This is a genomic window from Saccharomonospora sp. NPDC046836, from assembly GCF_040645195.1.
GTDB lineage: Bacteria > Actinomycetota > Actinomycetes > Mycobacteriales > Pseudonocardiaceae > Prauserella_A.
On the sequence record NZ_JBEYXW010000004.1, the window covers coordinates 124,224 to 138,164 of the forward strand.

At 70.5% G+C, this 13,941-nt stretch carries 12 protein-coding genes; 3 read left to right on the forward strand and 9 right to left on the reverse strand.

Annotated features, from left to right (window positions below; all coding sequences use genetic code 11):
* Nucleotides 1-327: 327 nt before the first annotated feature.
* The gene (locus tag ABZ863_RS07295) at nucleotides 328-1,095 is read right to left on the reverse strand and encodes an ABC transporter permease (RefSeq protein ID WP_358532028.1); all 768 of its coding nucleotides are present in this window, start codon (nucleotides 1,093-1,095) and stop codon (nucleotides 328-330) included.
* Nucleotides 1,088-2,008 carry an ABC transporter ATP-binding protein gene (locus ABZ863_RS07300; protein ID WP_358532030.1) on the reverse strand — a complete coding sequence of 307 codons (921 nt, stop codon included), beginning with the start codon at nucleotides 2,006-2,008 and terminating at the stop codon, nucleotides 1,088-1,090. The genes ABZ863_RS07295 and ABZ863_RS07300 overlap by 8 nt, the downstream gene beginning before the upstream one ends.
* A 134-nt stretch (nucleotides 2,009-2,142) precedes the next feature.
* Between ABZ863_RS07300 and ABZ863_RS07305 the strand changes: the two genes are divergently transcribed.
* Nucleotides 2,143-3,264 carry a histidine kinase gene (locus ABZ863_RS07305; protein WP_358532032.1) on the forward strand — a complete coding sequence of 374 codons (1,122 nt, stop codon included), beginning with the start codon at nucleotides 2,143-2,145 and terminating at the stop codon, nucleotides 3,262-3,264.
* Between the two features lie 14 nt (nucleotides 3,265-3,278).
* Complete coding sequence (locus tag ABZ863_RS07310; RefSeq protein ID WP_358532034.1) at nucleotides 3,279-3,914, forward strand: response regulator transcription factor; 636 nt, start codon at nucleotides 3,279-3,281, stop codon at nucleotides 3,912-3,914.
* 2 nt (nucleotides 3,915-3,916) lie between these two features.
* On the opposite strand, the gene pucD is transcribed toward ABZ863_RS07310, so the two are convergent.
* The 4 genes from pucD to ABZ863_RS07330 are packed head-to-tail and all read right to left on the reverse strand — an operon-like array spanning nucleotide 3,917 to nucleotide 8,851.
* Nucleotides 3,917-6,205: a xanthine dehydrogenase subunit D gene (pucD, locus tag ABZ863_RS07315; protein ID WP_358532036.1), complete on the reverse strand. Its 2,289-nt coding sequence runs from the start codon at nucleotides 6,203-6,205 to the stop codon at nucleotides 3,917-3,919.
* On the reverse strand, nucleotides 6,202-7,542 hold the full coding sequence (locus tag ABZ863_RS07320) for an 8-oxoguanine deaminase (protein WP_358532038.1): 1,341 nt from the start codon (nucleotides 7,540-7,542) through the stop codon (nucleotides 6,202-6,204). The genes pucD and ABZ863_RS07320 overlap by 4 nt, the downstream gene beginning before the upstream one ends.
* Nucleotides 7,539-7,997 carry a (2Fe-2S)-binding protein gene (locus ABZ863_RS07325; RefSeq protein ID WP_358532040.1) on the reverse strand — a complete coding sequence of 153 codons (459 nt, stop codon included), beginning with the start codon at nucleotides 7,995-7,997 and terminating at the stop codon, nucleotides 7,539-7,541. The genes ABZ863_RS07320 and ABZ863_RS07325 overlap by 4 nt, the downstream gene beginning before the upstream one ends.
* Nucleotides 7,988-8,851, reverse strand: a complete 864-nt coding sequence (locus ABZ863_RS07330; protein WP_358532042.1) for a xanthine dehydrogenase family protein subunit M — start codon at nucleotides 8,849-8,851, stop codon at nucleotides 7,988-7,990. Before ABZ863_RS07330 ends, ABZ863_RS07325 begins: the two co-directional genes overlap by 10 nt.
* A gap of 123 nt (nucleotides 8,852-8,974) precedes the next feature.
* Between ABZ863_RS07330 and ABZ863_RS07335 the strand changes: the two genes are divergently transcribed.
* Complete coding sequence (locus ABZ863_RS07335) at nucleotides 8,975-10,375, forward strand: PucR family transcriptional regulator ligand-binding domain-containing protein (RefSeq protein WP_358532044.1); 1,401 nt, start codon at nucleotides 8,975-8,977, stop codon at nucleotides 10,373-10,375.
* Between the two features lie 8 nt (nucleotides 10,376-10,383).
* Here ABZ863_RS07335 and ABZ863_RS07340 read toward each other — a convergent pair whose 3' ends face one another.
* The 3 genes from ABZ863_RS07340 to aceB are packed head-to-tail and all read right to left on the reverse strand — an operon-like array spanning nucleotide 10,384 to nucleotide 13,917.
* Complete coding sequence (locus ABZ863_RS07340; protein WP_358532404.1) at nucleotides 10,384-11,133, reverse strand: 5-oxoprolinase subunit PxpA; 750 nt, start codon at nucleotides 11,131-11,133, stop codon at nucleotides 10,384-10,386.
* Between the two features lie 7 nt (nucleotides 11,134-11,140).
* Nucleotides 11,141-12,343, reverse strand: a complete 1,203-nt coding sequence (locus ABZ863_RS07345) for an aldolase/citrate lyase family protein (protein ID WP_358532046.1) — start codon at nucleotides 12,341-12,343, stop codon at nucleotides 11,141-11,143.
* On the reverse strand, nucleotides 12,343-13,917 hold the full coding sequence (gene aceB / locus ABZ863_RS07350; protein WP_358532048.1) for a malate synthase A: 1,575 nt from the start codon (nucleotides 13,915-13,917) through the stop codon (nucleotides 12,343-12,345). The genes ABZ863_RS07345 and aceB overlap by 1 nt, the downstream gene beginning before the upstream one ends.
* Nucleotides 13,918-13,941: the final 24 nt, after the last annotated feature.

The window sequence follows — 13,941 nt, forward strand, 5'->3', positions numbered from 1 at the left end:
GACGCCCACTCCAGTCAGCGAGTTGCCCGCCCAGGCACACGAGTCCCCCGCCCACGCACGCGAGTCGCCCACTGCCGAGGGCGAGTTGTCCGCCCAGGCGCGCAAGTCGCCCGCTCCGGCGCAGCACTGGCCGGCAGCAACGGGAGAATCGCCCGCCAGAACGGGGAACTCGCCGACCCGAGCGGGCCACTCGCGGGTCTGGGCGGGAGACTCGCCCGCCAGAACGGGGAACTCGCCGACCCGAGCGGGCAACTCGCGGGCCGGAGCGGGAGACTCGCGGGCCGGAGCGGGAGACTCGCCAGCCGGAGCGGGGGACTCGCGGGCTGGTCAGGTCCAGCGGAACAGGTTCGCCGCTGTGGTTCCCGCTAGCACCGTCGTCACCGCCAGCGCGGCAAGCTGCCCGGCGGACGGGGCCACACCCATCCAGCTGGCGCTGAGCAGGTCCAGTCCCGCCCCGAACGGCAGGTACGCGCCGGCGGTGGCGAGAAAGTCCGGCAGGTTGCCCCTGCCGCCGAAACCGCCGCCCAGCGCGAAAATCGCGAAGAACACGACGAGTCCGATTGCGACAGACGCGTTCGTCGTCGGGGCGATCGCGGCCACCAACATGCCCAGCGCGTACATGGCGGCCGCCATGAGCAGGAACACCGCGACGGCCACCAGCGGCTCGCGCGGCAAGGAGACGTCGAACGCCAGCCGTGCCACGCCCAGCGCCAGCCCGACACCGAGTATCGACTGGCCCAGGCTCACCATGACCTGCGCGAAGAGCACCATTGCCGGATGCGCGGGGGTGACCGCGAGCCTGCGCAACACCCCCGTCGTGCGGTAGGCGGCCAGGAACGACGGCATGTTCACCACACCGATCAGCGCGACGACCATCGCGATCGTCATCGGCACGACATAGGCATCGAGCACAGGCAGACCGGCGAAGTCGGGTAGACGGGTGCCGTCCGAGCCCAACCCGTTCATCACCATGATCAGCATCGGCAGGCCCAGCGGGATGACCAACCCAGCGGTGTCCCGCGCCACGAGCTTCGCCTCGGTCAGTGTGAGCAGCGCCCAGGCACGCGCGCCGGGCCGGAGGGCACGATCACTCATCGGGATCCCCTTCCATCGCACGGCCTGTGATGGCAAGAAACGCGTCGTCGAGCGTGGCCTGCTCGAACTGGATCTCGGTGGTGGTCACGCGCTGCCGCACGAGTTCCGAACTCACGGCATGCAGCAGGTTCCCCGTGCCGGTCACCACGGTCTCGGCCCCCTGCCTGGAAACGCCGTCGACCTCGGGCAGTTCCTTCAGCGCGAACCGGTCGACCGGCTCGGCAGCCCGGAAACGCACCCGCCCGCCCCGCCCCGCTCTGGCGATGAGGCCCCGTGGCGTGTCCAGCGCGGCGAGCCGCCCGCCATCGATGATCGCGATCCGATCGCACAACCGCTGTGCCTCCTCCATGAAATGTGTGACCAGCAGGACCGTCACCCCGACGTCGCGAACGCGTTCGACGAGTTCCCAGGTGTCCCTGCGGGCGTGCGGATCGAGGCCCGTGGTCAGCTCGTCGAGGATGGCGATACGTGGCTTTCCGATGAGCGCCAGTGCGATGGACAGGCGTTGCGCCTGGCCACCGGAGAGGTTGTCGAATGCGGTCTTGCGCTTGGCGGTCAGTCCCAGTTCGGCCAGCAGCCGCTCGGGATCGGCCCCGTCGCGGTAGAACGACCGGTAGAGCGCCAGCGCCTCACCGACCCGCAGCTTGTCGGGCAGCATCCCGTGCTGCAGTTGGACCCCGAGCACCTGACGCAGCCGCGCTCGGTCACGCAGCGGGTCGAGGTCCAGCACGCGTACCCGGCCGCCATCAGGTTTACGCAGGCCCGCAATGCATTCCACGGTGGTCGTCTTGCCGGCGCCGTTGGGCCCGATGATGCCGAAGATCTCTCCCTGTTCGACGCTGAAGCCGATGTCGTCGACGGCCACGGTGTCGCCGTAGCGCTTGCGGAGGCCGTCGACCTCGATCACGGGCATGTCCCCTCCAGTTCCTGGTTGCTGGAGGACGACGGTAGGCAGGCGCGGCACCGTTGTCGGGTGCCACAGGTCATGGTCGAGACCCATGACTTGTGGCACGGGCGCCGCCGCAGAAGCCTTTGTAGCCTGAGGGGATGACCGAGTCGCGCCTCGAGCTGTGGGGAGTGGCCAGCCTGCTCGTGGTGTGCCTGCTCGTCAGCGCGCCCGTCCTGCTGAGCCAGCTTGCGGGTGAGAACCTGACCGTGGGCCCCGTCTGGCTGTGGTGGATGTGCTACCTCGGCTACCTCGCGCTGCTCCTGCTGCTCTTGACCGAATCGGCCGTCGCCCGGCGGCGCCCCGGCGCACTGCTCACGCTGCTCACCCTCTGCGGGGCAGGCGCCGTCCTGCTGGCTCCCCGGGCGGGCTTCATCGCGATCCTGCTGGTTTTCGTCACCGCGGTCTCAGCGCACATGGCGTCCCAGCGCATGACCGTCGCGCTGCTCATCGTCAACAGCGCACTGGTCGCGCTCACTGCGGCGTTCCAGGGCGGCGAGGCCACCGACATCCTGCTCAGCGCGCTCATCTATGCCATGCTGCAAGCCTGCTCTGTGTGGGCGGTGTGGAGCCAGCGCAGGGAGACCGCGGCCAAGGAACGGCTCGCCGTGGCGATCACCGAGCTCAAGGCAACGACGGCGCTGCTCGCCGAGTCGAGCCGTTCGGCCGAGCGGCTGCGCATCGCGCGGGAACTACACGACCTGGTCGGCCATCAACTCACCGCACTGGTCCTCGAACTGGAGGTGGCTTCCCACCGCAGCGGGCCGGACGCGAACGAACACGTCGTGCGTTCCAAGGCTCTGGCGAGGGACCTGCTCGGCGATGTGCGGCACGCTGTCGGCGAGCTGCGCGCCCGCCCGCCGCAGCTGCACCAGGCACTCACCGAGATCGTCGCGGACCTGCCGCATCCGCGCGTGCACCTGAGCATCGACGAGGACGTCGAACCGGACGAGGCCTGCGCCGCCGCGCTGATCCGCTGCACGCAGGAGGTGGTCACCAACGCCATCCGGCACGCGGAGGCGGAGAACCTGTGGATCACGATCGGTCAGGCCGCGACCGGGAACATCACGCTCAGCGCGCACGACGACGGCAGGGGTGCGCCCCTCCTGCGGATGGGCAACGGCCTGACCGGCCTGCGGGAGCGGATCGAGCACCTCGGCGGCGCGGTGTCGTTCGACGGCAGATCGGGTTTCCGGATCGACGCGACGGTGCCTGGCTCATGATCCGGGTGTGCATAGTGGACGATCAGACCATCGTCCGTCAGGGAATTCGCAGCCTGCTGGAACTGTCACCGGAGCTGCTCGTCGTCGGCGAGGCCGCCGACGGCGACGAGGCGCTGGCGGTCGTGGCGCAGGAGTCGCCCGATGTGCTGCTGCTCGACCTCAGGATGCCGCGCAGGGACGGCATCGCAACGCTCACCGCATTGCGTGCACAGGGCAACACGGTGCCGACACTCGTGCTCACCACGTTCGACGACGACGAGCTCGTGCTGCGGGCGCTGCGCGCGGGCGCGCACGGGTACCTGTTGAAGGACGTGACGCTCGACCAGCTGATCGGCGCGATCCGCACTCTGGCCGCGGGCGGCACGCTGGTCCAGCCCGCGCTCACCGAACGGCTCCTGCGCTCCGCAAGCCAGCTGCCGGACCCCGACGAGATCGAGGACCTGCCGCCACCACAGCCGCTCACCCGTCGGGAGCTGGAGATCCTGCGCCTGCTCGCGGGTGGCTATGCCAACCGCGAGATCGCCGCGGCGCTGCATTTGGCCGAGGGCACGGTGAAGAACCACGTGTCCAGCCTGCTGATGAAGCTCGGCGTCCGGGACCGCACGCGAGCGGTGCTGCGGGCGCTGCAGCACGGACTTCTCGCGGAATAGCCTCAGGTTCCGGTGATGTGCTCGGGACGGACGGGAACCCGCTGCAGTGCTTTGCCCGTGGCGGACCGAATCGCGGCCACAATGGCGGGTGTAGAGGAGATCGTCGGCGGCTCACCGACCCCACGCACCCCGTAGGGCGCATGCGGGTCGGCGAGCTCGAGCACGTCGATGCGCATGGGCGGCATGTCCAGCACCGTCGGGATGAGATAGTCGGTGAACGACGGGTTGCGGATGACCCCGCCCTCGGTCTGGATCTCCTCCATCACCGCCAGCCCGAGCCCCTGTGCGGAACCGCCCTGGATCTGCCCGAGCACCGCCTGCGGGTTGAGAGCCTTGCCTACGTCCTGGGCACAGTCGAGCGCGACCACCTTCACCAGCCCCAGCTCGGTGTCCACATCGACCACCGCGCGATGTGCCGCGAAGCCGTACTGCACATGCGCGTTTCCCTGCCCGGTTTCGGGATCCAGCGTCTCGGTGGGCCGGTGCCGCCACTCGACGGTCTCGTCGAACACCGCATCGCCCAGCACATCGGCGAGATCCGCGAGTACACCGTCGCGTGTGGACACCACCTTGCCGCCCGCGACACTCAGTTCGGCAGGCAGGCAGCCGAGCCGCCGCGCGGCGTGCTCGACCAGTGCCGCCCGCACTGCCAGCGACGCCGCGCGCACCGCCCCGCCCGTGACGTAGGTCTGCCGGGACGCCGACGTCGATCCGGCGCTGCCGATCGAGGTGTCCATCGGCAGGATCGTGACCTGCTCGACGCCGAGCTCGGTGCGAACGATCTGCTGCAGGACCGTCACCAGTCCCTGCCCCACCTCGCACGCGGCCGTCTGGACGGTCGCCGCTGGCTCACCGCCCACGACCGCGAGCCGCACCCGCGCCGTCGAGTAGTCGTCGAAACCCTCCGAGAAACAGATGTTCTTGATGCCAACGGCATAGCCGACCCCGCGCACCACACCTTCGCCATGCGTCGTGTTCGACACCCCGCCCGGCAGCCGGCGCAAATCCAGCTCACCGGACGGCCCAGTCGGCAGCGGCATCGCGCGCACCCGCTCCAGCAGCTCCGCGACAGGCGCGGCCGAGTCGACCACCTGGCCGGTGGGCAACACCGTGCCCTCGGTCATCGCGTTGCGCAGCCGCACCTCAACGGGGTCCAGACCGCAGGCCTGCGCCAGTTTGTCCATTTGGGACTCATAGGCGAACGCGGCCTGCACGGCGCCGAAACCGCGCATCGCGCCGCACGGCGGGTTGTTGGTGTAGTTACCCCAGCAGTCCACCGAGGCATTGGGAACGTCGTAGGGTCCGATGCCCAGCGTTGCCGCGTTAGCACTGACCGCCGCCGTGGTCGAGGCGTAGGCGCCGCCGTCGAGGTAGATCCGCGCCTTGACGTAGACCAGCCTGCCGTCGCGGTCCGCGCCGTGCTCGTAGTACATCCGCGCCGGGTGCCGGTGCACGTGGCCGTAGAAGGACTCCTCGCGGTTGTAGACCATCTTCACCGGCTTGCCCGTGTACAGCGCCAGCAGGCACGCGTGCACCTGCATCGAGATGTCCTCCCGGCCGCCGAACGCACCGCCCACCCCGGCCAGCGTCAAGCGCACCTTCTCCGGCGGCAGTCCCAGCGCCGCTACCACCTGCTGCTGGTCGACGTGCAGCCACTGCGTTGCCACGTAGAGGTCCACACCGCCGTCGTCATCCGGGACGGCCAAGCCGGACTCCGGCCCCAGGAAGGCCTGGTCCTGCATGCCTACCTCGTAGCAGCCGGACACCACCACGTCGGCTGTGGCGTCCTGCTCCCCCCTGCGGATGGGCACGTGGCGCACGACGTTGCCGCCGGGATGCAGGTCCGGGCCCGCCCCGGCGACGGCCGCCTCGGCATCGGTCACCGGGTCGAGCACCTCGTAGCCGACCTCGATGCGCCGCATCGCCCGGCGTGCGGTCTCCGGGTGGTCGGCGGCGACGAGTGCCACCGGCTCGCCCTGGTAGCGCACCACGTCCTCGGCGAGGACCGGCTGGTCAGGATGTTCCAAACCGTACCGGTTCACGCCCGGCACGTCGGCGTGCGTGAGCACCGCGTACACCCCGGGCACTGCCAGTGCCGCGCTGCTGTCGATGCCGGTGATGCGCGCGTAGGGATGTGGGCTGCGCAGGGTCGCGCCCCACACCATGTCGTCGTGCCACAGGTCCGAGGAGTAGGCGAACTCGCCACGCACCTTCATTGCGGCATCGGGCCGGCTGGGGCTCGTGCCGATGCCGCCGACCTCCGTCACCATGCTCTGCATGCTCGTGGTCATCGCAGCCTCCCGCTCGCCGCGCGCAGCTGCGCCGCGATCGCGGCCTCATCGGCTGTGCGCAGTTCCCCGCCCGCGACCACGGTCTCGCCCCCGACGAGCATCAGCTCGACATCCGGCACGGCGCCGAGCACGAGAGCTGCCACCGGGTCGGTGATCCCGGCGTAACGCAGCCCGTCCAGCCGCCACAGCGCCAGATCGGCGAGCTTGCCCGGCTCCAGCGAACCCAGCTCGTCCTGCCTGCCGAGGCAGCGAGCGCCCCCCATCGTGCCCATCCACAGCGCCTGCCGGACGGTCAGTGCCTGCGGCCCGCCCCGCTGCCGCGCCTGCAGCAGTGCCTGGTGCAGTTCCTCGCCCAGCCCACCGGACTCGTTGGACGCCGCGCCGTCGACGCCGAGCCCCACCGGCGCACCGGCGTCGATGAGGTCGCGCGCGGGCGCGATCCCGGTGCCGAGCCTGCCGTTGGACGTCGGACAGTGCGCGGAACCGGTGCCTGTCACGCCGAGCCTGGCGATCGCCCCGGGCGCCAGATGCACGGTGTGCGCGAGCCATACGTCGTCGCCGAGCCAGCCGAGCGCCTCGGCGTACTCGGCCGGGGTGCAGCCGACCTCGGCAAGGCACTGCCGCTCCTCGTCGAGGGTCTCGGCGAGATGCGTGTGCAGCCGGACACCCTTGCGGCGGGCCAGTTCCGCCGCTTCCTTCATCAGCTGCTCGCTGACAGAGAACGGTGAGCAGGGGCCGACCGCGATCCGGATGCGCGCGTTCGGCGCCGGGTCATGGTGCGTGTCGATCGCCTGCTCGGTGCCGAGCAGCGCCGCGTCCAGGGTCTCGACGAGGTTGTCCGGCGGCAGGCCACCGTCGGACTCGCCGCGGTCCATCGACCCGCGCACGAGGTGCCCGCGCACGCCGATCGTGGTGACAGCAGTGACGAGCGCCTCGATCTGGTCGCCGGCGTCGCGCGGGAACACGTAGTGATGGTCGGCGACCGTGGTACACCCGGTGAGCGCGAGCCGCGCGAGACCCGCTGTCGCCGCCGCATGCGTGATCTCGGCGTCGAGCCTTCCCCAGATCGGGTACAGCTCCACCAGCCACTCGAACAGCGTCGAGTCCGCCGCCAGTCCCCTGGTCGCCCATTGGTACAGGTGGTGATGGGTGTTGACCAGGCCGGGCGTGACGAGACACCCGGTGCCGTCGATGCGGGTGTGCTCGCCGGGCGGTACCGACGCGGGCCCGGCCCCCACGGCGACGATCCGCTCACCGTCGACGACCACATGCCCGTTGCGGTGCTCGGTGCCGTCCGGGTCGACCGTGGCGATCGCGGCGTTCTCGATGATGATCATCGGCTCGCCGCCAACCGGACCGCGTCCAGGATCTTCTCGTAGCCGGTGCAGCGGCAGAGGTTGCCGGCGAGCGCCTCGCGGATCGCCTCGTCGCTGGGCTCCGGAACCCGGTTGAGCAGGTCATGTGCGGCCACGACGAGTCCGGGCGTGCAGAACCCGCACTGCACCGCGCCCGCGTCCACAAAGGACTGCTGGACGCGGTCGAGCTGGTCGCCGCCGGCCAACCCCTCGACGGTGCGGACCTCGCGGCCCTCGGCCTGCCCCGCCGCAACCAGGCACGCGCACACCGGCACCTCGTCGAGATACACCGTGCAGGACCCACATTCGCCCTGCTCGCACGCGTTCTTCGACCCCGGAAGGCCGAGCCGCTCGCGTAAGACGTAGAGGAGACTCTCGCCCTCCCACACGTCGTCCGTCTGCCTTGGCTCGCCGTTCACCGTCACGTTCAGGCGCATTTCAGCAGCCTCCCTCGGTAGTCGTCCCATGCCCAGGTCAGCGTCCGGCGCGCGAGAACGGACAACGCGTGCTTGCGGTATGCGGCGCTGCCGCGCACGTCGTCGATCGGTGCGGCCGCCGCGGCGACCAGCTCGGCGAAGCGGCGTTTGACCGAGTCGGCCAGCGGTGCGGGCGCATCCCACGGCAGTTCCCCGGTGAGGAACCGCTCGGCCTCGGCTACGCGGCGTGGTGTCGGCGCGGCGGACCCGATGGCCGCACCCACGTGGCCGGGTCGCACCACGATCGCGAACGAGCACACCGCGATGACCATCGCGTTGCGGGTGCCGACCTTCGCGAACTGCTCGCCGCCCGTGGCAGCGGGCAGGTGGACGGCGGTGATGAGCTCGTCCGGCGCGAGCGCGTTGCGCTTCACGCCGGTGTAGAACTCCTCCGCCGGAACCAGTCGCGTCCCCAGGACGGAGGCGACCTCGATGCGCGCGCCGGTCGCCAGCAGCACCGGGTGGGTGTCACCGGCTGGTGAGGCGGCGCCGAGGTTGCCGCCCACCGTGCCACGGTTGCGGATCTGTGGGGAACCCACCGTGCGGGCGGCCATGGCCAGACCAGGCAGCGCGTCGCCGAGCTCGGTGATGACGCGAGTGTAGGGCATCGCGGCGCCGAGCCGCACCTGGCCGTCCGAAGTGGACCATGCCGTGAGCTCACCGACGCGGGTCAGGTCGAGTAGCGCCGCCGGCCGCCGCTGGTCGAAGTTCAGCTCGACCATGACGTCGGTTCCACCGGCGATCGGTACCGCGTCCGGCCGCTCGGCCTTGATGGCCAGTGCCTCACCGAGGGTGGCCGGTCGGAGGAAATCCACGCATGCTCCACAGGAATTGGGGTGTGCTCCAGTACACCGCCGGCGCCCGGTGGCGGGCAACGGCACGGAAGCATGAAACCGAGGCAGCGCGAGCCTGGCTTTTTGTGCTTTCCTACAAACCTCATGACGCTGGTGAAAACTCTGCTGGAGCTGCCCGAGCTGGGCATGCGGCTCCGCGCCGGTGGTGACCTCCTCGACCGGGAGGTCACCCGGATCTACGTGACCGAGCTGCCGGATCCGAGCCGGTACCTCTCGGCGGGCGAGCTGGTGCTGAGCGGGCTGCTGTGGTGGCACACCGACGGCGACGCGGAACCCTTCGTCGCCGCGCTCGCGCAGGCCCGCTGCGCCGCGCTCGCCGCATCCGGCGCCGATACCGGTGGCATCCCGGACGATCTCGTGCGGGCCTGCCGGCGGCACCGGATACCGCTGCTCGAGGTGCCCGCCGATCTGTCGTTCGCCGTCATCACAGAGCGGGTGGTGCTGGAGCTGGCCGGCGAGTCCGGGGGCGCGCGCAAGCGATTGCTCTCCGCCGCGGCGGACAACGCGTCGCTGCCCGCGCTGCTCGCCCACGGCGCGGCGGAGCTGGGCGCGGACTGCTGGGTGCTGTCGGCAACAGGGCGGATCGTCGCCGCCAGCACTCCCGGCCCACCGATCGAGCGCACCGTGCTGCCGGTCGGTGGGCGGCACGCGGTGCCATGGTCACTGGCTGTCGGTGCACAGCTCGCGCCTGGCCCCGCGGAGGTCGCGGAGGAGCTGGCGAGCCTGATCGGGCTCGCGCGGGCCCGGGACGAGGAGGTCCGCAAGGTCCACCTACGGCTCGCCGCGCCCCTGATCGGGCTGCTCGGCGCGGGGGGCGGTGCCGCCGAACTGGCCGCCGCGTTCGCCGCGACCGACCTGCCAGCCGACGCCCCGTTGCGGGTGCTCGTCGCCCGCACACCCGCTGCGCACACCGGTGTGGAGATCCTCGGCGAGCTGCTCGCCACGCACCCGCCGCCGGTCTACCTCGGCGAGCACGACACCGATGCCTACGCACTCGTACGCGCCGACACCGGATGGCCCGAGGCCTGGCCGGCCACGGCCGCCCGCGCGTTGGCGCGGCTGGGTGGCGGACGGATCCTGGTCGGGATCGGCGGCCCCGCCACGCTTTCCGGGTTGCGCGGTGCGAGCGAGGAGGCGCGGCACGCCCTTGGCGCCGCGGCACAACGGCCGGACCGGGTGGCCGTCGTGGCGGGCGAGGAGATCGGCGTGCACCGGCTATTGGTCGCCGGGGCGCCGGACGAGCTGCGGCAGGCACTGCGGGAACGGATGCTGGGACCACTGCTGGGGCTGCATCCCGACCTGCTGCACACCGTGCGGGTGTTCCTGGAGTGCTCGGGCTCGCCCACGAAGGCCGCCAAGGCACTGCACGTTCACGTGAACACCCTGCGCTACCGCATCGCCAGGGCGGGCGAGCTGCTCGGCCTCGACCTCACCGACTTCCGCACCCAGGTCGACGTCTACCTCGCGCTGGCCATCGACAGCTGACCTCCGGGTCAGACGAACGATTGGATCTCGACACCGGCATCCAGCAGTGCTTCGCGCACCCGCCGGGCGATCTCGACGGCACCCGCGGTGTCGCCGTGGACGCACAACGAACGCGGCTGAACGGTGACCACGCTGCTGTCGATGGCGGTCACCGTGCCCTCGGTGGCCATCCCGACGCTGCGCTTGACCACCTCGTCCGGCTCGTGCACCACTGCACCCGGCTCCCGGCGCGAGACCAGCCTGCCCTCCGGGGTGTAGGCACGGTCGGCGAAGGCCTCGCGCACTGTCCCCAGCCCGTTGTCTTCCGCCTGCCGCAGCAGCTCCGAATCCGGCAGCCCCAGCACCGGCAGGGCCGGGTCGTACCGCCGGATCGCATCGACAACGGCGGCGGCCTGCTCGGCGTGGTGAACCACCGCGTTGTACAGCGCACCATGCGGTTTGACGTAACCGACCCTGGTACCCGCGATCCTGGCGAAGCCGTCGAGCGCGGCGATCTGGTAGATGACGTCGTTGGCCAGCTCGTGCGGGTCCATGTCGATGAACCGCCTGCCGAACCCGGCGAGGTCGCGGTAGCCGACCTGCGCGCCGATCACGACACCGCGCTCGGCGGCCTGCTCGGTGACCCGGCGCAGCACCGTCGGGTCGCCGGCATGGAAGCCGCAGGCCACGTTGGCGCTCGTCACGATGTCCAGCAGGGCCTCGTCATCGCCGAGCGGCCAGGTACCGAAGCCTTCACCGAGGTCGCTGTTGAGGTCGATCACCAGGTCAGGGTAGCCGCCTGGCGAGCCGGTCCAGCGCGGCGCGGTCGAGACCAGTCAGCGTGGCGACCTCCGCGTGGTCCACGGCACCGCAGTCGAGACCACGCAGGAGGTAGGTGGCCAGCGCGCTTGCCGTAGCCGGTTCGTCCAGCACTCCGCCCTCGGTTCTCCGCACGTAGTCCCGTAGCCGGCCGGCCGCCGCGGGTAGACCGTCGCGGAAGAACGCGTACGTCGCGGCGAACCGGCTCGGCAGCTGGTGCGGATGCAGGTCCCAGCCCTGGTAGAAACCACGTTCCAGGGAGCGGCGAACCAGCCGCAGATGCTCGGCCCATGCGCCGCGGACGGCGTCGGCGTCACCGACCGGCAACCGGTTCGTCGAACCGTCGGACAGTCGCACACCGGTGCCGGCGGTGGCCAGTTGCATGAACTGCTTGGCGAAGTCGGCCGCGGGGTGGTCCATGCTCTGGTACGCGCCGCTGATCCCGAGTGCTGCGCTGTAGTCATAGGTGCCGAAATGCAGCCCGCTGCACCGGCCGTCCGCGGCCCGCACGATCCGCGGCAACGCGACCGTGCCATCCGCCGCGAGCACCGACTGCGCGGTCTCGATCTGCACCTCGAACTGCAGCGACCCGCTGGCCAGCCCGTGCGCCTTCTCCAACTCCCCGAGCACCTCGGCCGCGGCAGACACCTGCTCGATGGCCGTGACCTTCGGCAGGGTGACCACGAAACCGGGCGGCGGGTCGCCGAGCGCGCCGAGGAACAGATCGAGCGTCCGGATACCGCGGTGCCGGGTCAGCGCCTCGAAGCTCTTGAAGCGGATACCGACGAACGGCGTCGCACAACCGAGCTCACGCGCCGCCCGCACCGCATCGGCGTCCTCGGCATCGTCACCAGGATGGCCGTAGCCGTCCTCGAAATCGATGCGAAGATCCTCGATCGGCTGTTCGGCGAGCTTGGCCCGCACGCGTTCCAGCACATCCGGCTCCGCGCCGAGGGCGTCGCCGTGTTCGGCGAGGACGGCCAGCGCCTGCTCCTGCCACTCGGCGACCAACCCCACGTGGTAGCGGTGCGCGGGCACGTAGACGGTGTGCACCGGCTGCCTGCCGGCAGGCTCCCCCGGATACTGCGCCGCGACGCGCGCGTCCGCCTCGGCCAGCCGTGCGTCGATGCGTGCGTAGACGTCAGCGGGGAGCCGGCCGGCTGCCTCCACTACTGAAGCCGCTCGTAGGCGGGCAGGGTGAGGAAGTCGACGAAGTGGTCAGCCAACGCGACCTCCTCGAACAGCTCGACCGCCGGTGCCAGCAGGTCGGCCGGGATGACGCCGGTCAGCTCTGCGCGGACATCGGCGAGCACCGAACGCACGAGCCCGGCGGTCACCGTCTCGCCGTTGTCGAGCGTGACGCCGTTGCGCACCCACTGCCACACCTGCGAGCGGGAGATCTCGGCGGTCGCGGCGTCCTCCATGAGGTTGTGGATGCCTGCAGCGCCGTTGCCGCCCAGCCAGGAGGCGAGGTAACGCACACCGACGTCGACGGCGGCACGCAGCCCGGCCTTCGTGGCCTCGCCCTCGGTGGCGGCGATGTTCAGCAGCTGGTCCGCGGTCACCGAGACGTCCTCGCGGAGGCGATCGAGCTGGTTGGGCTTGTCCCCCAGTACCTTGTCGAACTCCTCGCGGCAGATGCCGACCATGCCCGGGTGGGCGACCCACGAGCCGTCGAACCCGTCACCGGCTTCGCGTGCCTTGTCGTCGCGGACCTTGGCGAAGGCCTTCTCGTTCACCTCCGGATCCTTGCTCGGGATGAACGCGGCCATGCCGCCGATGGCGAAGGCGCCGCGCTTGTGGCAGGTGCGCACCAGCAGCTCGGTGTAGGCACGCATGAACGGCGCGGTCATCGTGACGCTGTTGCGGTCCGGCAGTACGAACTCCGCACCGGCGTCGCGGAAGTACTTGATGATGCTGAACAGGTAGTCCCAGCGCCCTGCGTTGAGCCCGGACGCGTGTTCTCGCAGCTCGTAGAGGATCTCCTCCATCTCGAACGCGGCGGGGATCGTCTCGATCAGCACGGTGGCGCGGATCGTGCCGTGCTCGATGCCGAGCGTCTTCTCGGCGTGGGTGAACACGTCGTTCCACAGCCGCGCCTCGAGGTGGCTTTCCATCTTGGGCAGGTAGAAGTACGGGCCGCGGCCCCGCGCCAGCAGCTCGCGCGCGTTGTGGAAGAAGTAGAGACCGAAGTCGACGAGTGCGCCTACGGCCCTGCGCCCGCCGATCTCGATGTTGCGCTCGTCGAGGTGCCAGCCGCGCGGGCGGACCACGATCGTGGCGTGCTCGATGTCGTCACGCAGCGCGTAGTGCTTGCCGTTCGAGTCGAGCTCGATGGTGCCGCGGACGGCGTCGGAGAGGTTGACCTGTCCGCTCACCACGTTCGCCCAGTGCGGGGTGTTGGCGTCCTCGAAGTCGGCCAGCCACACCTTGGCGCCGGAGTTCAGCGCGTTGATCGTCATCTTGCGTTCGGTGGGCCCGGTGATCTCGACGCGGCGGTCGCGCAGCGCGGGCGGGGCCTGCGCCACCTGCCATTCCGCCTCGCGGATTTCCCTCGTCTCAGGCAGGAAGTCGAGCCGGCCGGTGCGCTTGGCCTCCTCACGGCGGTGCGCGCGCGCTTCCAGTAGCTTGTCCCGCGTCGCCGCGAAGGCGTCGTGGAGGCCACCGAGGAACTGCAACGCTTCCGGAGTCAGCACCTCGTCGCCACGTTCGACCACACCGCCGAGCACACGAACATCAGACATGCGAACACCCCAAAATAACGATCA